16 protein-coding genes and 2 pseudogenes are annotated in these 17,659 nt (G+C 69.8%); 14 read left to right on the forward strand and 4 right to left on the reverse strand.

The window, feature by feature from the left end; translation table 11 throughout:
- The first annotated feature begins 142 nt into the window (after positions 1 to 142).
- Positions 143 to 358: an I78 family peptidase inhibitor gene (locus tag OG729_RS31225; protein WP_360881473.1), complete on the forward strand. Its 216-nt coding sequence runs from the start codon at positions 143 to 145 to the stop codon at positions 356 to 358.
- Positions 359 to 437: 79 nt separating this feature from the next.
- Here OG729_RS31225 and OG729_RS31230 read toward each other — a convergent pair whose 3' ends face one another.
- The gene (locus OG729_RS31230) at positions 438 to 1,415 is read right to left on the reverse strand and encodes a phosphatase PAP2 family protein (protein WP_360881475.1); all 978 of its coding nucleotides are present in this window, start codon (positions 1,413 to 1,415) and stop codon (positions 438 to 440) included.
- Between the two features lie 432 nt (positions 1,416 to 1,847).
- Between OG729_RS31230 and OG729_RS31235 the strand changes: the two genes are divergently transcribed.
- Complete coding sequence (locus OG729_RS31235) at positions 1,848 to 3,485, forward strand: MFS transporter (RefSeq protein WP_405809244.1); 1,638 nt, start codon at positions 1,848 to 1,850, stop codon at positions 3,483 to 3,485.
- Between the two features lie 81 nt (positions 3,486 to 3,566).
- Positions 3,567 to 4,757 carry an acyl-CoA dehydrogenase family protein gene (locus tag OG729_RS31240; protein ID WP_405809245.1) on the forward strand — a complete coding sequence of 397 codons (1,191 nt, stop codon included), beginning with the start codon at positions 3,567 to 3,569 and terminating at the stop codon, positions 4,755 to 4,757.
- An 87-nt stretch (positions 4,758 to 4,844) separates the two neighbouring features.
- Here OG729_RS31240 and OG729_RS31245 read toward each other — a convergent pair whose 3' ends face one another.
- Positions 4,845 to 5,279 (reverse strand): cell division protein SepF, encoded by a 435-nt coding sequence (locus OG729_RS31245; RefSeq protein ID WP_360881481.1) that lies wholly within the window; start codon positions 5,277 to 5,279, stop codon positions 4,845 to 4,847.
- A 291-nt stretch (positions 5,280 to 5,570) separates the two neighbouring features.
- Here OG729_RS31245 and OG729_RS31250 point away from each other — a divergent pair, with 291 nt between their 5' ends.
- Positions 5,571 to 6,809 carry a DUF5685 family protein gene (locus OG729_RS31250; RefSeq protein ID WP_405809246.1) on the forward strand — a complete coding sequence of 413 codons (1,239 nt, stop codon included), beginning with the start codon at positions 5,571 to 5,573 and terminating at the stop codon, positions 6,807 to 6,809.
- 12 nt (positions 6,810 to 6,821) lie between these two features.
- Here the strand turns inward: OG729_RS31250 and OG729_RS31255 are convergent.
- Positions 6,822 to 6,935: pseudogene (locus OG729_RS31255) on the reverse strand (ABC transporter substrate-binding protein); the annotation flags it as partial.
- Between the two features lie 56 nt (positions 6,936 to 6,991).
- Positions 6,992 to 7,489 (reverse strand): GNAT family N-acetyltransferase, encoded by a 498-nt coding sequence (locus tag OG729_RS31260; protein WP_360881485.1) that lies wholly within the window; start codon positions 7,487 to 7,489, stop codon positions 6,992 to 6,994.
- Positions 7,490 to 7,885: 396 nt separating this feature from the next.
- Between OG729_RS31260 and OG729_RS31265 the strand changes: the two genes are divergently transcribed.
- From OG729_RS31265 to OG729_RS31310, 10 genes and pseudogenes are all read left to right on the forward strand, one after another.
- The gene (locus OG729_RS31265; RefSeq protein ID WP_360881487.1) at positions 7,886 to 8,050 is read left to right on the forward strand and encodes a hypothetical protein; all 165 of its coding nucleotides are present in this window, start codon (positions 7,886 to 7,888) and stop codon (positions 8,048 to 8,050) included.
- Positions 8,047 to 9,816: an FAD/NAD(P)-binding protein gene (locus tag OG729_RS31270; protein WP_405809248.1), complete on the forward strand. Its 1,770-nt coding sequence runs from the start codon at positions 8,047 to 8,049 to the stop codon at positions 9,814 to 9,816. Before OG729_RS31265 ends, OG729_RS31270 begins: the two co-directional genes overlap by 4 nt.
- A 97-nt stretch (positions 9,817 to 9,913) precedes the next feature.
- Positions 9,914 to 10,812, forward strand: a pseudogene (locus OG729_RS31275) (amino acid ABC transporter permease).
- Positions 10,813 to 10,817: 5 nt separating this feature from the next.
- A complete protein-coding gene (locus OG729_RS31280; protein WP_360881521.1) occupies positions 10,818 to 11,570 on the forward strand; it encodes an amino acid ABC transporter ATP-binding protein in 753 nt (250 codons plus the stop codon).
- A gap of 28 nt (positions 11,571 to 11,598) precedes the next feature.
- Complete coding sequence (locus OG729_RS31285) at positions 11,599 to 12,576, forward strand: ABC transporter substrate-binding protein (protein WP_405809250.1); 978 nt, start codon at positions 11,599 to 11,601, stop codon at positions 12,574 to 12,576.
- A gap of 33 nt (positions 12,577 to 12,609) precedes the next feature.
- Positions 12,610 to 13,677, forward strand: coding sequence for an LLM class flavin-dependent oxidoreductase (locus tag OG729_RS31290; protein ID WP_405809251.1), 1,068 nt, complete (start codon positions 12,610 to 12,612; stop codon positions 13,675 to 13,677).
- Positions 13,678 to 13,691: 14 nt separating this feature from the next.
- Positions 13,692 to 15,002: an NtaA/DmoA family FMN-dependent monooxygenase gene (locus OG729_RS31295; protein ID WP_405811352.1), complete on the forward strand. Its 1,311-nt coding sequence runs from the start codon at positions 13,692 to 13,694 to the stop codon at positions 15,000 to 15,002.
- 4 nt (positions 15,003 to 15,006) lie between these two features.
- Positions 15,007 to 15,867, forward strand: coding sequence for a DUF1684 domain-containing protein (locus OG729_RS31300; RefSeq protein ID WP_405809253.1), 861 nt, complete (start codon positions 15,007 to 15,009; stop codon positions 15,865 to 15,867).
- A gap of 252 nt (positions 15,868 to 16,119) precedes the next feature.
- Entirely contained in the window at positions 16,120 to 17,019 is a 900-nt protein-coding gene (locus OG729_RS31305; protein WP_405809254.1) for a S1 family peptidase, read from the forward strand.
- A gap of 128 nt (positions 17,020 to 17,147) precedes the next feature.
- Positions 17,148 to 17,627 (forward strand): hypothetical protein, encoded by a 480-nt coding sequence (locus OG729_RS31310; protein ID WP_360881501.1) that lies wholly within the window; start codon positions 17,148 to 17,150, stop codon positions 17,625 to 17,627.
- The last annotated feature ends 32 nt before the right edge of the window (positions 17,628 to 17,659 follow it).

Raw genomic sequence — 17,659 nt, forward strand, 5'->3', positions numbered from 1 at the left:
TGCTCGTTCGAGTGATGGAGTTTGAGCTGAACGCGTGTCGCGGTCCTGTGACAGAAGCGTGACCGGTGGCGTACGTGGGGCTGCTGACGCAGGCTTCGCCCCCCGCTTCCGTCACCGTCCGCGGCCGCCTACGGTGGGTGTCATGGCACCGAAACCGACCCCTCCCAAGCAGCCCGACGACTCTCCGGAGTCGTATGTCGGCCTCCCCGCCGAGGGCGCCGAGCAGCAGGCCCGTGAACGCGGCTGGACCACCGTAAGGTCGCTCCCGCCGGGCGCGATCATCACCATGGAGTACCTGGTGGGCCGGCTCAACTTCGAGGTGCAGGGCGGCAAAGTCACCCGCTGCTGGCTCGGCTGACGCGGCCGGCAGAGACACGACGCGGGCCCCGACCGGATTGGTCGGGGCCCGCGTCATATGTGGGCAGGGCGGGCCGGCCTCAGCCGCCCGTCGCCGGCCGCGACGTCGGTGGACGGCGGCTGCCGGACGGCGTGACGGGCGTCCGCTCGGAACGCACCGTGTGCGGCCTGGGCTGGGCGAGTTGGGTCGTCGTACGGCCGGTGGTCCTGCCGCCGACCACGGCCACCGGCTCGCGAGCCGGCTCTTGCTCCTCGGACGGTCCACGCTGCGGGAATATCCCGGGCCTCGGCCCGCCGGCGGCAACCGGCAGCGAGGGAGCGAGCCGACGGCGCGCACGCCACTGCTCGCGCAGCGAGAGGATCCAGGCCTCCGCGCTGCCGATCAGCGGCTCGCACCAGGGCAGCGCGAGCAGGATCAGCAGCCCGGCCGCCCAGCCGAGCAGCACATCACTCAGCCAGTGCGTACCGAGGTACACGGTGGTCAGTCCGACGCCCAGGGAGACCACTGCCGACAGGGCCGACAGATAGCGTCTGGCCCGCGGAGTGGTGGCCAGATACGCCAGGATTCCCCAGGTCACGACCGCGTTGGCGGTGTGCCCGGAAGGAAATATATCGCCGCCGGCGAAGAGCTCGGCGGAGCCGATCTGCGTCGCGTAGTGGGGGCCGAGGCGGCCGAGTCCGATCTTGACGGCGCCCACCGTCGCATTGAGCAGGAGCAGCGCGGCGCCGAGGGCCAGCAGGGGACGCAGCGTGTGCTGGCGCCAGGAGCGCCAGCCCAGCCAGGCCGCCACCATCACGGCCGTCGGTCCGCGCTGTCCGAGCACCACGAAGTAGTCGAGGAAGGCGTGCAGCTCCGGCCACTGCTGGTAGGGCCGGAAGAGCATGACCTTCCAGTCGATGATCACCAACCAGGTCGGGGCCAACACGGCCACGACGATGGCGAGATAGAACGCAGAAGTCCCGCCGAAGAGGGCGAGACGGATGCGGCTCATCCGCGGGATCTCTATCTTCGGCGGCTCCGGCTCCCGGTCCAGGCGGGCAAAGATGTCGGTACGCACCCAATCGACGTTACAGCGAGTGAAGGTGCGGCTAGGCCGAACCAGCGTCTTTGTGATGACGATGTGATGTGGAGTAGGTCTCAGATCGGCATTTATTCCGGGCCAATTCGGAAATCCCGGTGACCTTGCATCCGTATTGCTCCGGGGCCCTCACCTGGGGTCCTTTCTGGGGCGCAAATAATAGTTCACCGCCGTCCCGCACGGAATTCTGCCCTCGTTCGGTGCGGTCCGTGATCGGTCCCGGTCCGGCCGTGGCGTGGCGTACGCCACATGCCGGTGGTCGGCGAGGTGAGAGCTGGACCACGCGCCGCACGCCGGAACTCGCGTACGCTGACGGCTCACTCGCCCGTCGATGCCGGGCCGCCCCGCGGGACAGCGGTAAAGTCCCGGGCTGGCCCGCCGAGCGCGAGGGACTCACTGGGAGGTACGTACATGTCCGTGACGACCACGGCCGGAGCACGTCTGCGTGCCGCCGGCGGCGGTGCAAACCGCTGGGTCGTCCTTGTCGTCCTCTGCGTCAGCCTGCTGCTCGTCGCGCTGGACGCGACCGTGCTGCACGTCGCAGTGCCCGCCGTCACGGAGGATCTGCGCCCCAGCGGCGTCGAGCTGCTCTGGATCGTGGACGCGTACCCCCTCATCTGCGCCTCGCTGCTGATCCTCTTCGGCACGCTCGGCGACCGGGTCGGCCGCCGCCGGGTGCTGCTGCTCGGCTACGGCATATTCGGCATCGCATCCGCGGTCGCCGCCCTCGCGACCACGCCGGAAGTGCTGATAGCCGCCCGCGCCCTGCTCGGCTTCGGCGGCGCGATGATCATGCCCGCGACGCTCTCGATACTCCGCGCGGTCTTCCCCGACCGGCGGGAGCGGGCGACGGCGATCGGCATATGGACCGCGGTCGCCGCGGTCGGCGCGGCCACCGGACCGGTCCTCGGCGGCTTTCTCGTCGAGAACTTCTGGTGGGGCTCGGTCTTCCTGATCAACATTCCGCTGATGGCCCTGATACTGCCCGTCGGCCGCTGGCTGCTGCCCGAGTCCAGGGGCAGCGCCGACGGGCCGTGGGACGTACTCGGCGCGCTGATGGCCGCCGCCGGAGTGCTCGGCGTGGTACTCGGCGTGAAGCGACTGGGCGCCGGCGACAGTCTCCTCGATATCCGCACGGCCGGACCGCTGCTGCTGGGCGCCACGCTGCTCGCCCTGTTCGTACGGCGGCAAAGGCGCCGCGAACACCCGCTGATCGATATGCGGATGTTCGCCAGGGCCGCCTTCTCCACCTCGGTCGGCTGCATCATCCTCGCGATGCTCGCCCTGGTCGGCCTGGAACTGATAGCCGTCCAGTACCTCCAGCTGGTGCTCGATCTCAGCCCGCTGGAGACCGGTCTGCGGCTGCTGCCGCTCACCTTCGCCGCGATGGCCGCGGGCGCCACCGGTTCGCACACCCTCAACCGCATTGGCCCGCGCAGGATGGTCGGCTGGGGCTTTGCACTGACCGCCGCGTCCGTGCTGCTGCTGGTCCTGATGGGACAGCACGACCGGCCCTGGCTGCTCACATCCGCCTTCGTACTGCTCGGCTTCGGGCTGCAGACCACGCTGTTCGGCGCGTACGAGTCGATGCTCAGCGAGGCCCCGGCGGACCAGGCCGGCGGAGCGGCCGCCATCGGCGAGACCTCATACCAGCTGGGCGCGGGCATGGGCATCGCGATGCTCGGCAGTGTCATGAACGCCGCCTACGCACCCGCCTTCTCCTCGCTCGCCTCAGTCCCGGCCCGGGACAGGGCGGCCGCCTCCCACTCGCTGGGTGAGGCCTACCAGGTGGCGGACCGGCTCGGTGGCTCGGCCGGCGAGGCGCTGCGCACCACGGCCCGCCACTCCTTCGTCAGCGGACTCCATGTCACGCTCCTGGTCAGCGCGGGTCTGCTGCTGCTGGGCGCGCTCGCCGCGCTGAGGTTGCCGAAGGTCATGGAGTGCGCGGCGGCGGTCGAGAAATGCCCCAGGCCGCGGCGTCCGGAGGTCTCGCTCCCGGCGAGCCGCGAGCCGGCCGAGGCGACCGGGTCTGGACGCGCGGCACACTAAGTCGTAACGTCGTGCGGAGCCCGTAACTAACACTGCTAGTTTTCCGAGTTCCGCCGTGTGAACGCCGCCGGAGGCCACGTCATGTCCGCACCCTCGAAGCCCGCACCCTTCGACCCGAGCGATCCTCTCGGCATCGACGATCTGCTCGACCCCGAGGACCTGGCGATCCGCGGCACCGTCCGCGACTGGGCCGCCGACCGCGTGCTGCCGTACATCGCCGACTGGTACGAGCGCGGCGAGCTGCCCGGCATCCGCGAACTGGCCCGGGAGCTCGGCGCGCTCGGCGCGCTCGGCATGTCGCTGAAGGGGTACGGCTGCGCGGGCGCCACCGCCGTCCAGTACGGACTCGCCTGCCTGGAGCTGGAGGCCGCCGACTCCGGCATCCGCTCGCTCGTCTCCGTACAGGGCTCGCTCGCCATGTACGCGATCCACCGCTTCGGCTCCGAGGAGCAGAAGCAGCGGTGGCTGCCCGGCATGGCGGCGGGCGAGATCATCGGCTGCTTCGGTCTCACCGAGCCCGACCACGGCTCGGACCCGGCCGGTATGCGCACCTTCGCCAAGCGCGACGGTTCGGACTGGGTGCTGACCGGCCGCAAGATGTGGATCACCAATGGCTCGGTGGCCGGGGTCGCCGTCGTATGGGCGCAGACCGACGAAGGCATTCGCGGCTTCGTCGTACCGACCGACGCCCCGGGCTTCTCCGCCCCCGAGATCAAGCACAAGTGGTCGCTGCGCGCCAGTGTCACCAGCGAGCTGGTCATGGACGACGTGCGGCTGCCGGCCGACGCCGTACTGCCGGACGTCACCGGTCTGAAGGGCCCGCTGAGCTGTCTCACGCACGCCCGCTACGGAATCGTCTGGGGCTCGATGGGGGCCGCGCGTGCCAGCTTCGAGTCGGCACTGGAGTATGCGAAGACGCGCGAGCAGTTCGGCAGGCCGATCGGCGGCTTCCAGCTCACCCAGGCCAAGCTCGCGGACATGGCGGTGGAACTGCACAAGGGCATCCTGCTCGCGCACCATCTGGGCCGTCGCATGGACGCGGGCAGGCTCCGCCCGGAGCAGGTCAGCTTCGGAAAGCTCAACAATGTGCGGGAGGCGATCGAGATCTGTCGCACCTCGCGCACCATCCTGGGTGCGAACGGAATTTCGCTGGAGTACCCCGTGATGCGGCATGCGACAAACCTCGAGTCGGTGCTCACCTACGAGGGCACCGTCGAGATGCATCAGCTCGTGCTGGGCAAGGCGCTCACCGGCCTCGACGCCTTCCGGTGACCCGGCAGCCCGTGTCCCGCGTCCCGCGTCGGACGGGCCCGTCGGCCGGCGAGCTCCCCCAGCTACCGCTGGGAGGTGCCCCCATGCTCAGCTCTGGTTGAAGAACCCGTCCTGCCCGCGGCCCGCGGCTTCCCCGCTGACGACCTGGGTGTCGGCGGGGCTCAGCAGGAAGACCCGGGTGGCGACGCGCTCGATCGAGCCGCGCAGCCCGAAGGTCAGTCCCGCGGCGAAGTCCACCACGCGCTTGGCGTCGGAGGGCTCCATGGACGTGAGGTTGACGATGACCGGGACGCCGTCCCGGAACAGCTCACCGATGGCACGGGCGTCCCGGAAGCTGTCCGGCGACACCGTGGCGATCCGGCGGCCCGCTTCCTCGGCGGACTCGGAGGCCACGCGCACCCGCGGGTCGGTGACCCACGCGTCAGCGGCCTCAGCACCCTCGGCGTACTCGTCGTCGTAGTAACGCTCGTCGCCGTCCTCGACGAGTCCCAGCCAGGCGCTTGCCTTGCGCACAGATCCCATGGACGCCTCCTTTCACTGCAGTCCGCTCTCTGCGGTCTTCTGTCCGTTCCGCATCCCCCTATGGTCGTCCATAATGCGGATCGCGCGCCAAGTGGATAGTCGCCGCACAGGGGATTCGTGACGGTACTGGTGCAGAAGATGTGTCGATTCGTCAAGGTTCTTCCCGCACGCGGAGCATGATCAGCCCAAAATATGAAAGTCCGGCCAGACGGGTGACGTCGGAGACGCACAGGTGAACGGATCGCTCGATACGATGCGTGCCGCACTGTTGAACGACTCTCGGGGGACGTCGTGTTCGGAATCGTCAGACCATGCACTCACCACCTCGGCGACGGGCTGAAGACCGAGTGGATGGCCCATCTCTGCGGGCTCTGCCTGGCACTTCGCGCCGACCACGGGCAGTTCGCAAGGGTCGTGACCAACTACGACGGCCTGATCGTCTCGGTTCTGACGGAGGCTCAGACCGAACGCACCCCGGCGTCCCGGCGCACCGCAGGCCCCTGTCCACTGCGCGCCATGCGTACCGCGCCCGTCGCCAGGGGCGAGGGAGCGCGGCTCGCGGCCGCCGTCTCGCTGGTGCTGGCGTCGGCGAAGGTACGGGACCACGTCGCCGACCGGGACGGCGTGTTGGCCCGCAGGCCGGTGGCGGCCGCCGCCCGCAAGGTCGCCGCCGGCTGGGGCCGCGCCGGGGCGCGCACCGGCTCCGAGCTCGGCTTCGACACCGCGGTGCTGCTCGACGCGGTCGACCGGCAGAGCGGCATCGAAGCGCTGGCCGGCCCGGGCACCTCGCTGCTGACGGTGACCGAACCGACCGAGACGGCGACTGCGGCCGCCTTCGCCCACACCGCCGTACTGGCCGGGCGGCCCGAGAACGCAGCCCCGCTCGCCGAGGCCGGAAAGCTCTTCGGGCGCCTTGCTCATCTGCTGGATGCCGTGGAGGACAGGGAAGCTGACGCAGCGTCGGGCGCCTGGAATCCGCTCACCGCGACCGGCACCTCGCTCGCCGAGGCGCGCCGACTGGCCGACGACGCGGTGCACGGGGTGCGCCTCGCGCTGCGCGACGCGCGTTTCGTGGACGACGGTCTTGTGCATGTGCTGCTCGCCCATGAGCTGCGGAACTCGGTGAACCGGGCGTTCGCCACGACGACGTGTTCGCACGCGGGGTACGGAGGGCAGCAGCCGCCCCAGCACGGAAATCCGCACCAGGGCGGCGGCTACGGGCCGTACAACACGAACAACCCCTACGGCGGCGGGGGTCCTTACGGCGGCGGCAACCCTGGAGCGCCGGGCGGGCCCGGCGGCCCCGGTGGGCTGCCTCCCCAGTTCGGCGGCGAACCGCCGAAGCCGAAGAAGCGCGGCTTCCTGGCCGGCTGCGCCGTCTTCACCGGCCTCTTCTGCACCTGCCAGATCTGCTGCGCCAAGGAGTACGAAGGTCCCTGGTCCCGCAAGAAGCGGGAAGGCTGCTGCCGGGACTGCGACTGCCCCGACTGCGGCGGCTGTGACTGCTGCTGCCCCTGCGACGGCTGCTGACCCGGCGTCAGCTCACTTGATCTTGGGCGGCGAGATCTCGGACTTCTCGATCGCCGACTCGGTGGTGCCCCACTTCTTCAGGATCCGGTCGTACGTCCCGTCCGTCTTGAGCCTGTCTGTCCTGGCCGACGATGGTCCTGCCGTCCTCCAGATAGGTGGCGCCCCGGCGTGGCGTGTCCTGCTCATGATGCGTGGGTCTCCAGATGCTTCTCGAACGGCAGGTGGCCGATCGACTCCGGATCTGCGGACAGATCGAAGAGCGGGCGGTATCCGGCGGCCAGATAGAGGCCCTTGGCCTCGGGTTGACGAGGTCCGGTGGTCAGATGGATCCGGGAGTAGCCACGTTCGGCGGCCTCCCGTTCGAGCACCTGCAGCACGCGCCGGGCAAGGCCCCTGCGACGGTGCGCTGAGTGCGTCCAGATCCTCTTCAGCTCGGCGGTGCTCGCGTCATAGCGGCGGTACGCACCTCCGGCCACGGGCCGGCCCTGCTCCAGGAGCAGCACGAACGCGCCGCCGGGCGGAGCGAACTCCTCGGACGGGTAGCGCTCCAGATCGGAGGCGGAGCCGTACCGGCTGGTGTACTCGTGGGCCAGCTCATCGAGGAGCGGGCGGGCCAGGGGGTCGTCGACCGTGGTCCGGTGCACGGACAGCGCGGAACCACGGCTCGGGGTGAACGTCATGCGTGCCCTTCTTCGAGCAGGCAGAAGGAAACAGGGAGTGGCGAGGGGAGGGGTGTGAGACGCGCGGTGCTGTGTGAGTGAAGGCGCGGAAAGACGACGCGGAGATGCGTCGGAAAAGCAGCGGGGTCAGCTCAACAGGAAGAGGACCACACGCGACCGAAGTCGATGTGGGAGCGCGTGACCAGCCACTGCTGCGAATGCATGGGCTAAGTGGAACAGGCATCCGTTTCTGCGTCAACTGCCCTGAGACATACGGCTCACAGTGTGGACAGGCTTGACAGCGGGCCGCGCCGCCCCCCAGCCTCAGGTACGGATCGTGCTGAGGGGCTCGGTCCACGTTGTGTTTTCCGGTGAAGGCATTCCCGTGTTCGATCTCTGCATCCACGGAGCCTTCGTATGGCTGTGCCCACAGACACCCTCCCCGGGACCCCCGAATCTCCAGCGCCTCCAGCGTCCCCAGTGGGCGAGCTCGCCAGGGACGCCGTACAGCCCTCGGTGCTCAGCGTCGGACAGCACAATGTCGAGAAGTACTACGCACGCGGCACGGCAGGTGCGCGATGACGTCCGTCGTCGTGATCGGAGCCGGTCCGCGGGGGACCGGTTTCCTGGAGCGGCTGGCCGCCAACGCCCCTGAGCTGTATTCCGATCTGCCGCTGGACATCCATCTGGTGGACCCCCATCCGCCGGGCGGCGGCCGGATCTGGCGGCACGAGCAGTCCCCGCTGCTGTGGATGAACTCCATGGCCGAGGACGTCACCATGTTCACCGACGACACGGTGACGCTGGACGGGCCCGTAGTGCCGGGCCCCACGCTCGCGGAGTGGGCAGGTCTCGACGGCCAGTCCTTTCCCAGCAGGCAGAAGCAGAGCGCGTATCTGCGCTGGGTGTACGAGGAGGCGGTGGCCGCTCTGCAGCCGACCGTCACCGTGCACGAGCACCGGGCGCGGGCGCTGCGCGTCAGCGGTCCGCGCGACGGCCGCCAGCGGGTCCGGCTCGAAGGGCGTACGGAGCCGCTCAGCGCCGATCTCGTCGTGCTCACCCTGGGCCATCTCGACGCCGAACTCGACGATGAACAGGTGCAGTTGGCGGACTTCGCGCGACGCAACAAGCTGCTCCATCTGCCGCCGGACTTCACCGCGGACAGCGATCTCTCCGTCCTCCCGGCCGGCGAACCGGTCATCGTCCGCGGCTTCGGTCTCGCCTTCATCGATCTGATGGTGCTGCTCACCGAGGGACGCGGCGGACGGCACGAGAACGGCGAGTATGTGCCATCGGGCCGGGAGCCGGTGCTGTACGTCGGATCACGGCGCGGTGTCCCGTACCACTCCAAGATCGGCTACACCTGGCGGGGCGAACGGCCCCCGCTGCCCCGCTTCTTCGGGCCGGCGGAAGTCGACATGTTGCTCAGTCGGTCCGATCGTCCGGACTTCCGGCGTGACGTCTGGCCACTCATCGACAAAGAGCTCGGCCATGCCCATTACCACCGGCTCTTCACCGCCCATCCCGAGCGCACGTCGGTCAACTGGTCCGACTTCGAGGAGAAGTACGCTGCTGCCGAGCCCGGCAGCCCCGAACTGCTCACCCTTGTCGCCGCCTCCGTCCCCGACCCGGCCGACCGTCTCGACCTCGATGCGCTCGACCACCCCCTGGACGGGATGCGGTTCGCCTCGTACGACGTACTCCAGGACGGGCTGCGCGGCTACATCGCGGCCGATCTCGAACGCCACCACGACCCGGGCCACAGCGAGGACCTCGCCGTCTTCCTCGGACTGCTCTCCGTCTACGGGCAGTTGATCCGGCTCGGCGACCTCGGCGGCTGGTGGCACGGCTTCTTCAGCTATCTCGCATCGGGCCCGCCAGGACCTCGGCTGCGCCAGCTCCTCGCGCTCTCCCGTGCGGGCGTCGTCCGCTTCCTCGGCGCGGGCGTCACCGTCGAGGCCGACGAGCGGCGCGGGATCTTCCGGGCGGGCAGCGCGAGCGTGCCGGGGGAGTGGATCGAGGCGCGGGCCCTGGTCGAGGCCCGGCTGCCGGAGCCCTCGCTGGAGCGCACCCGCAGCCCGCTGCTGCGCGCGCTGTACGCGGACGGTGCCGCCGCGACCCCCGGCGGACTGCTCTCGGTGGACCCCGAGGACGGCCGGGTGCTGGACCGTGAGGGCCGCCCGCATCCACGCCGCTTCGCACTCGGCCCGCACACCACCGCCCGCGCGAGCGGGGCGTTCACCCGGCCGCGCACGGGCGGCCCCGCCTTCCGGCAGAACGACGCCACCGCACGCAGCGCGCTCGCTCTGCTTCGCGATCTCGCCTGTCGCGAGCGCCTGAGCGCCTGAGCGCGTGAGGGTCTGGGCGTCTGAACGCCTGAACGCCCGAGCGCCGAGCGCCCTGAGACCCACCCCCCTGTCTCGTACGTACGAACGTGAGGACCCCATGTCGCTGACCAGCGATCCACCTGTCGCCAAAGCGCCACCGCCCACCGTCGCGGAACCCGTGGACTACGGTGCGCTGAAGGTGGTGCCCGTACGCCACCCCTGGCGCTGGGCCGCCGTCGCCGCCACCGCGATCCTGCTGGTGCAGTTCCTGCATGGGCTGGCCACCAACCCCGGCTGGGAGTGGGAGGTCTTCGCGCAGTTCTTCACGGCCGAAGTGATCCTCAAGGCCGTCTGGATCACCATCCAGCTCACCTTCTACGGCACGGTGATCGGCTTCGCCCTCGGCATCGTCCTCGCCTTCATGCGGCTGTCGGCGAGCCCCTTCCTCAAGTGGGTCGCCTTCACCTACATCTGGGCGTTCCGCTCCATCCCGCTCATCGTGCAGCTGCTCTTCTGGTTCAACCTCGCCTACCCTACCTCTACAAGGAGCTGCAGTTCGGCATCCCCTTCGGGCCCGGCTTCTTCTCCTTCGACACGATGGGCCTGGTCGGCGCGATGAGCGCGGCCGTCCTCGGACTGGCCCTGCACCAGGCGGCGTACGCGGCGGAGATCGTCCGCGGCGGCGTACTGGCCGTGGACAGCGGTCAGCTGGAGGCGGCTGCCGCCCTCGGCATCCCCCGGCTGCGCCGGCTGCGCCGCATCGTGCTGCCGCAGGCGATGCGCTCGATCCTCCCCAACGCCGCCAACGAGATCGTCTCCCTCTTCAAGGGCACCTCGATCGTCTCCGTCATGGCGATCGGCGAACTCTTCTACCAGGTCCAGGTCATCTACGGCCGCAACGGCCGGGTCGTCCCGCTGCTGATGGTCGCCACCGCCTGGTACGTCCTCCTGACCACCGTGCTCTCCGTTCTCCAGCACTACGTGGAACGTCACTTCGCAAAGGGGGCCACGCGATGAGCGCGATGGTCGACGTACGGTCCGTGCACAAGAGCTTCGGCGCGCTGGAGGTGCTGCGCGGAGTCGATCTCGAAGTGCGCACGGGGGAGGTCGCCGTCGTACTCGGGCCCTCGGGCTCGGGCAAGTCCACCCTGCTGCGCACCATCAACCATCTGGAAAAGGTCGACAGCGGCTGGATCAGCGTCGACGGCTCGCTCGTGGGCTACCGCCGCTCCGGCGACAAGCTGTACGAACTGCGCGAGCGCGAAGTGCTCAAGCAGCGCACCCAGATCGGTTTCGTCTTCCAGAACTTCAACCTCTTCCCGCACCTCACCGTGATCGAGAACATCATCGAGGCGCCGGTCTCCGCACTGAAGCGGCCTCGCAAGACGGCCGTCGCGACCGCCGAGAAGCTCCTCGCCAGGGTGGGACTCGAGGACAAGGCGTCCGCCTACCCCAAGCAGCTCTCCGGCGGGCAGCAGCAGCGCGTCGCCATCGCCCGCGCGCTGGCCCTGGAGCCGAAACTGCTGCTCTTCGACGAGCCGACGTCCGCCCTCGACCCCGAGCTGGTCGGCGAAGTCCTCGACGTCATCAAGGACTTGGCGCACCAGGGCACCACGATGATCGTCGTCACCCACGAGATCGGCTTCGCCCGTGAGGTCGCCGACACCGTGATCTTCATGGACGACGGCCGGATCGTCGAGCAGGGCGCCCCCGCCGACGTACTCGACAACCCCCGCCACGAGCGCACCCGCGCCTTCCTTTCCAAGGTCCTGTGAACCACCCATGTCTGCAAGGAGTTTCCACGTGAACACCCGCCGCACCTTCGCCACCGCCGTCGCCGTGATCGCCGCCTCCACCCTGCTCGCCGCCTGCACAGGCACCGGCGACGCCACGACCGACGCGGTGAAGCCCAAGGGCGCGGGGGGCGAGGGCATCAATATCTCGCCCGACCAGCACCGCATCCGCGGCAAGAAGGTCGACGCCATAGCCGCCAAGGTGCCCGAGGCGATCCGTAAGCGCGGCACGATCCGCATCGGTGCCAGCGCCGACGCCTCGCCACCGCTCGGCTTCTATGCGACCGACGACAAGACGCGGATCGGCGCCGAGATCGACATCGCCACTCTGATCGTCGACACCCTGGGCCTGAAGCCGCGGTTCGAGGAGGTTTCCTGGGAGAACCTCTTCGTCGGTCTGGACAGCTCCAAGTTCGACGGCGTCCTGTCCAATGTCACGGTCACGGAGGAGCGCAAGGAGAAGTACGACTTCGCCACCTACCGGCTCGACAATCTGGCCTTCGAGGCGAAGAAGGGCGCCAACTGGCGGGTGAAGGAGCCGAAGGACGTGGCAGGGAAGACCATCTCCGTCTCCTCCGGCACCAACCAGGAGAAGATCCTCGTCGACTGGAGCGAGCAGAACGTCAAGGCAGGCCTCAAGCCCGTCGACATCAAGTACTTCCAGAAGGACACCGACTACTACCTCGCCCTTCAGTCGGGCCGGATCGACGCCTACCTCGGGCCGAACCCGACGGCCGCGTACCACGTGGCCTCGGCCGGACAGACCCGGATCATCGGCACCCTGTCGGGAGGCGGCTCCCAGGTCCAGGGCAAGATCGCCGCGACGACCAAGAAGGGAAGTGGCCTGGTCGAGGCGTATGCCGCGGCGATCGACCAGATCATCAAGGACGGGTCGTACGCCAAGGTGCTCAAGCGCTGGGGGCTCTCGAGCGAGGCGGTCGCGAAGTCGGAGATCAACCCGCTGGGCCTGCCCAAGACCAAGAACTGACCGGCGCAGGGCTCCAGAGAGGCATTCATCGTCATGTCCGCCACCCCCCGCCCGCTCCATCTGGCCGTCGCCCTCGACGGCCCGGCCAGGTACGACGCCGAGTACTACGTCGCTCTCTCCCGTCTCGCCGAGCAGGGCGCCCTCGACTTCGTCACCCTCGGCGACTCGTTCGCCCGGCCGGGGCTCGACGCCCTCGCGGTGCTGTCGAGAGTCGCGCCCACCACCGAACGGATCGGTCTCGTGCCGACCGTGACCACCACGCACACCGAGCCCTTCCATGTGTCCGCGGCCGTGGCCACCCTCGACTGGGTGAGCCGCGGCCGCGCGGGCTGGCAGGTCGATGTGTCGACCACCGGGGCCGAGGCCCGGCTCTTCGGCCGCCGCCCGGCCGCGCCCGGCGACGCCCTGTGGCAGGAGGCCGGCGAGGTCGCCGATGTCGCCGCCCGGCTGTGGGACAGCTGGGAGGACGACGCGGAGATCCGCGACAGAGCGACAGGTCGCTTCATCGACCGCAACAAGCTGCATCATGTCGACTTCCAGGGCAGCACGTTCAGTGTGCGCGGTCCCTCGATCGTGCCGAGGCCGCCGCAGGGCCGTCCCGTCATCGTCGCGGACGGCACGGGGGAGCCGGCCAGAGCGGCCGCGGCCCGGCACGCCGACGTCGTTCTCGTACGGGCGGGCGCACCGGAACAGGCCGCCGCGCTCCGCGACGACATACGCCGGCGGGCACAGGAAAGCGGCCGGGACCCGGCCACCCTGCGGGTGCTGGTCTCGCTCGCCGTCGACCTCGGCGAGAGCGAGGCCGCGCCGGAGCCCGGCCTGGACAGCGGCCCTCGGCTCGCCGGCGGCCCGCACTTCAGCGGCGGCCCGGTCGACCTCGCCGAACTGATCACCGGGTGGCACGCTCAGGCGGCGGTGGACGGCTTCCATCTGGCGCCCATCGCACCCCACCGCGACCTGGAGCGGATCGTCAACGGCACCGTCGCGCTGCTCCAGCACCGCAGTCTGTTCCGCACCTTCTATCCGGGCGGCACGCTCCGCGAGCATCTGGGACTCGCCCGGCCCGCCAACCAGTACGCACAGGCCGGGGGAACGGCATGACGACCCGCAAACAGATGCATCTCGCCGCCCACTTCCCGGGCGTCAACAACACCACCGTCTGGGCCGACCCGCGCTCGCGCAGCCAGATCGACTTCTCGTCCTTCGAGCATCTCGCGCGCACCGCCGAGCGCGGACTGTTCGACTTCTTCTTCCTCGCGGAGGGGCTGCGGCTGCGGGAACACAAGGGCCAGATCCATGACCTGGACGTGGTCGGCCGCCCCGAGTCGATCACGGTGCTGAACGCGCTCGCCGCCGTCACCGACCGGCTCGGCCTTGCCGCCACGGTCAACGCCACGTTCAACGAGCCGTACGAACTGGCCCGTCGGCTGGCCTCGTTGGACCATCTCAGCGGGGGCCGGGCCGCCTGGAACGTCGTCACGTCCTCGGACGCCTTCACCGGGGAGAACTTCCGGCGCGGTGGCTATCTCGACCGGGTCGACCGCTACACCCGCGCCGCCGAGTTCGTCTCCGTCGCCCGTATGCTCTGGGACTCCTGGGCTCCCGACGGCCGTCCCCGCCCCTTCGCCCACAGCGGCCGGCACTTCGCGACCGAGGGCGAGTTCACCGTTCCCCGCTCGCCGCAGGGCCACCCCGTCGTCATCCAGGCGGGCGACTCCGACGACGGCCGTGAGTTCGCCGCATCCGCAGCGGACGTAGTCTTTGCCCGCTGGAGGTCCGGGGGTTGTCCCCCGGGAAGGCACGGGACGCTGGAGGCGGGGCGTGCCTTCTACGCCGACGTCAAGGCCCGGCTCGCCGCCCACGGACGGGAGCCCGGCGACCTCAAGATCATGCCGGGGGTCACCTTCGTCATCGGCGACAGCGACGCCGAGGCGCAGGAGAAGGCCGCCGAGATCCGCCGTCAGCAGGTCTCGCCGCAGAACGCGATCCTCGCCCTCGAACTGGTCTGGGGCCGCGACCTCTCCTCGTACGACCCGGAAGGACCGCTCCCGGACATCGATCCGGACCCGGACTCGACGCTGGTCCAGGGCCGGGTGCGGATCGGCGACCCCTTTGCGACCGCCGCCAAGTGGCGGGCGCTGTCGCAGGCCAAGGGCCTGTCGATACGGCAGACCGTCATCGAGACCACCAGCAGGCAGTCCTTCATCGGCACCGCGAGCAGCGTTGCGGCCGCCATGGACGAGTTCGTGTCGACCGGTGCGGCCGACGGATTCATCCTCGTCCCCCAACTCACCCCCGGCGGCCTCGACGAGTTCGTCGAGCAGGTCGTACCGCTACTCCAGGAGCGCGGGGCTTTCCGTACGCAGTACGCCGGCTCGACGCTGCGCTCGCACCTCGGGCTCCGCGAGCCGGTGTGGAAAGGCTGAACACATGAGTACAGACGCACACTCGGATGCCACAGCGGATGCCACAGCGGATGCCGCACCGGACGCCGCGCACGAGTGGAAGAGCTGGCACGAGCACCGCACCGCCGCGGTCTCGGCGCCGTACGGACCACTCTCCCTCACCGGCACGCACTGGCTCCCGGACTACCCGGAAGGTCGAATTCCGGCCGTCCCCGGCCAGTGGCGCGAAGACGGCGACGAGGTGGTGCTGACCGCCGCCCCCGAGGACGGTCTGAGCGTCGACGGACACCCGCTGACCGGCGAGGTCCGACTCACCGCGGACCACGGCCCCACCCCGGACTCCCGGATCGCGCACGGCGAGCGGCGACTGGTGCTGCTGCGCCGCGAAGGGCTGTGGGCGGTACGGGACTTCGACCCCGACGCCCCCTCGCGCCAGGCGTTCAAGGGCATCGAGGCGACCGAGTACGACGCCCGCTGGGCGCTGCCGGGACGCTTTACTCCGTACGCGGAACACCGCAGCGTCAGTGTGCAGAACGCGGACGGACGCGAGCGGGGTCTGGGGCTCGGTGGAGAGATCGCCTTCGAACTCGACGGCGAAGAGCGCACCCTCGAGGTGGCAGTCGAGCCGGACGGCTCGCTGTGGGCGGTCTTCGCCGATGCGACCAGCGGAGACAGCAGCTACCCCTTCCGCTTTCTGCGGCCCGCCGCACCCGCCTGGGCCTCCCCCCGGACGAAGTCTGGGGGAGGAGCGGTGACCGTCGACTTCAACCGTTCGCTGCTGCCGCCGTGCGCCTTCGCGGACCACTTCCTCTGCCCCTTCCCGCCGCCCGGCAACACGCTCCCGGTCGGCGTCCCGGCGGGCGAACGGAACCTTCTGGGCCGCTGACCCGTCTCAGGGGGCGGAGACAAGCGCGCAGCCCCGGTGGCCACTGAGCCACCGGGGCCGCTTGCCGTGGGCACGCCGCGGCCGAAAAGCGCCCTTGCGCGGGTAGTTGAGCCCACGAATACTCCCGAACAGCGCTTGTCAGGGGCACGGCATGTTCGGAAACCGGACAGGCTCCACGTGTGCTCCATGGCTGCGCCTCACGGGCCCCGAACCCCACAACGGGCCCCCGATTCCCCCATGGAGGAACGACAAGTGAGGATCAAGCGCACCACCCCACGCAGTGGCACGGCGAGACGTACGCGTCTGCTCGCCGTCACCACTGGCCTGATCGCCGCCGCAGCGTTCGTCGTCCCCGCGGCCAACGCAAACCAGGCTCAGACCTTCAGCACCAACCAGCTGACCGCGGCGAGCGACGCCGTACTCGAAGCGGATGTGGCAGGCACCGCCTGGAACATCGACCCCGCGACCAAGAGCCTGGTCGTCACGGCCGACAGCACCGTCTCCCAGGCCGAGATCGCCAAGATCAAGCGTGCGGCGGGGAGCAACGCCGGCGCGCTCCGTATCGAGCGCACCTCCGGTACGTTCTCCAAGCTCATCTCCGGCGGCGACGCGATCTACGCGACGAGCTGGCGCTGCTCGCTCGGCTTCAACGTCCGCAGCGGCAGCACGTACTACTTCCTCACCGCCGGCCACTGCACCGACGGCAACCCGCCCTGGTACACCAACTCCTCGCGCACCACGAGCATCGGCCCCACGGCCGGATCCAGCTTCCCGGGCAACGACTACGGCATCGTGCGCTACTCCAACACCTCGCTCGCCCACCCGGGCACCGTCGGCAGCCAGGACATCACCAGCGCGGCCAACGCCACCGTCGGCATGTCCGTCACCCGCCGCGGTTCCACCACGGGCATCCACAGCGGCACCGTCACCGGCCTCAACGCCACGGTCAACTACGGCGGCGGCGACATCGTCTACGGCATGATCCGCACCAACGTCTGCGCCGAACCGGGCGACAGCGGCGGCCCGCTCTACTCCGGCAGCCGGGCCATCGGCCTGACCTCCGGCGGCAGCGGCAACTGCTCCTCCGGTGGCACGACGTTCTTCCAACCGGTCACCGAGGCCCTCAGCGCCTATGGAGTCAGTGTCTACTGACGCACCACTCCTGCAGTCGGCAGCAGTCGAGCCCTCGTCCGTATGACAGGACGGGGGCTCGACGTCGCGTCCCCTTTTGAGAGGATGTCAGTGCGGTCGGGCACTGTAGGGACGGGGGTTGCGGGTCAGTGAAACGCATCGGAGTGACCGGCCACAGAGGAATTCCTCCCGAGGGCTACGCCCATATCCGCGCCGGAATGCACGCGGTGCTCCGCGGCCACGAAGGCTCGATGGAAGCCCTCTCCAGCCTCGCGGCGGGCGCCGACCAGCTCTTCGCGGACATCGCCCTGGCCTGCGGCGCCGAGCTGACCGTGGTCATTCCCAGCGGGGACTACCAGGACGGCTTCACCGTCCCCGAGGAGCTTGCCCACTTCCAGCACCTCAGGGGCCGGGCCACCCGGGAGGTCCAGCTGGCCTTCCCGTACGCCACCGACGAGGCGTACTACGCGGCCGGTGCCTATATCGCGGACAACTGCGACCGCCTCCTCGCGGTCTGGGACGGCCACCCGGCCCGCGGCCTGGGCGGCACGGGCGACATCGTCCGCTACGCACGCCACCTGGGCAAGCCGGTCACAGTCATCTGGCGCGAGGGCCTGCAACGCCTCTAGGGCCTGTCCGGCCTGATCGGCCGGACAGGACC

The organism is Streptomyces sp. NBC_00210, from assembly GCF_045160975.1.
Classification (GTDB): domain Bacteria; phylum Actinomycetota; class Actinomycetes; order Streptomycetales; family Streptomycetaceae; genus Streptomyces.

Excerpts from the sequence above, each read along its gene's own strand:
- OG729_RS31225 (WP_360881473.1), top strand. The coding sequence starts at position 143 with ATGGCACCGAAACCGACCCCTCCCAAGCAGCCCGACGACTCTCCGGAG.
- OG729_RS31235 (WP_405809244.1), top strand. The coding sequence starts at position 1,848 with ATGTCCGTGACGACCACGGCCGGAGCACGTCTGCGTGCCGCCGGCGGC.
- OG729_RS31240 (WP_405809245.1), top strand. The coding sequence starts at position 3,567 with ATGTCCGCACCCTCGAAGCCCGCACCCTTCGACCCGAGCGATCCTCTC.
- OG729_RS31245 (WP_360881481.1), bottom strand. The coding sequence starts at position 5,279 with ATGGGATCTGTGCGCAAGGCAAGCGCCTGGCTGGGACTCGTCGAGGAC.
- OG729_RS31260 (WP_360881485.1), bottom strand. The coding sequence starts at position 7,489 with ATGACGTTCACCCCGAGCCGTGGTTCCGCGCTGTCCGTGCACCGGACC.
- OG729_RS31265 (WP_360881487.1), top strand. The coding sequence starts at position 7,886 with ATGGCTGTGCCCACAGACACCCTCCCCGGGACCCCCGAATCTCCAGCG.
- OG729_RS31270 (WP_405809248.1), top strand. The coding sequence starts at position 8,047 with ATGACGTCCGTCGTCGTGATCGGAGCCGGTCCGCGGGGGACCGGTTTC.
- OG729_RS31280 (WP_360881521.1), top strand. The coding sequence starts at position 10,818 with ATGGTCGACGTACGGTCCGTGCACAAGAGCTTCGGCGCGCTGGAGGTG.
- OG729_RS31290 (WP_405809251.1), top strand. The coding sequence starts at position 12,610 with ATGTCCGCCACCCCCCGCCCGCTCCATCTGGCCGTCGCCCTCGACGGC.
- OG729_RS31295 (WP_405811352.1), top strand. The coding sequence starts at position 13,692 with ATGCATCTCGCCGCCCACTTCCCGGGCGTCAACAACACCACCGTCTGG.
- OG729_RS31300 (WP_405809253.1), top strand. The coding sequence starts at position 15,007 with ATGAGTACAGACGCACACTCGGATGCCACAGCGGATGCCACAGCGGAT.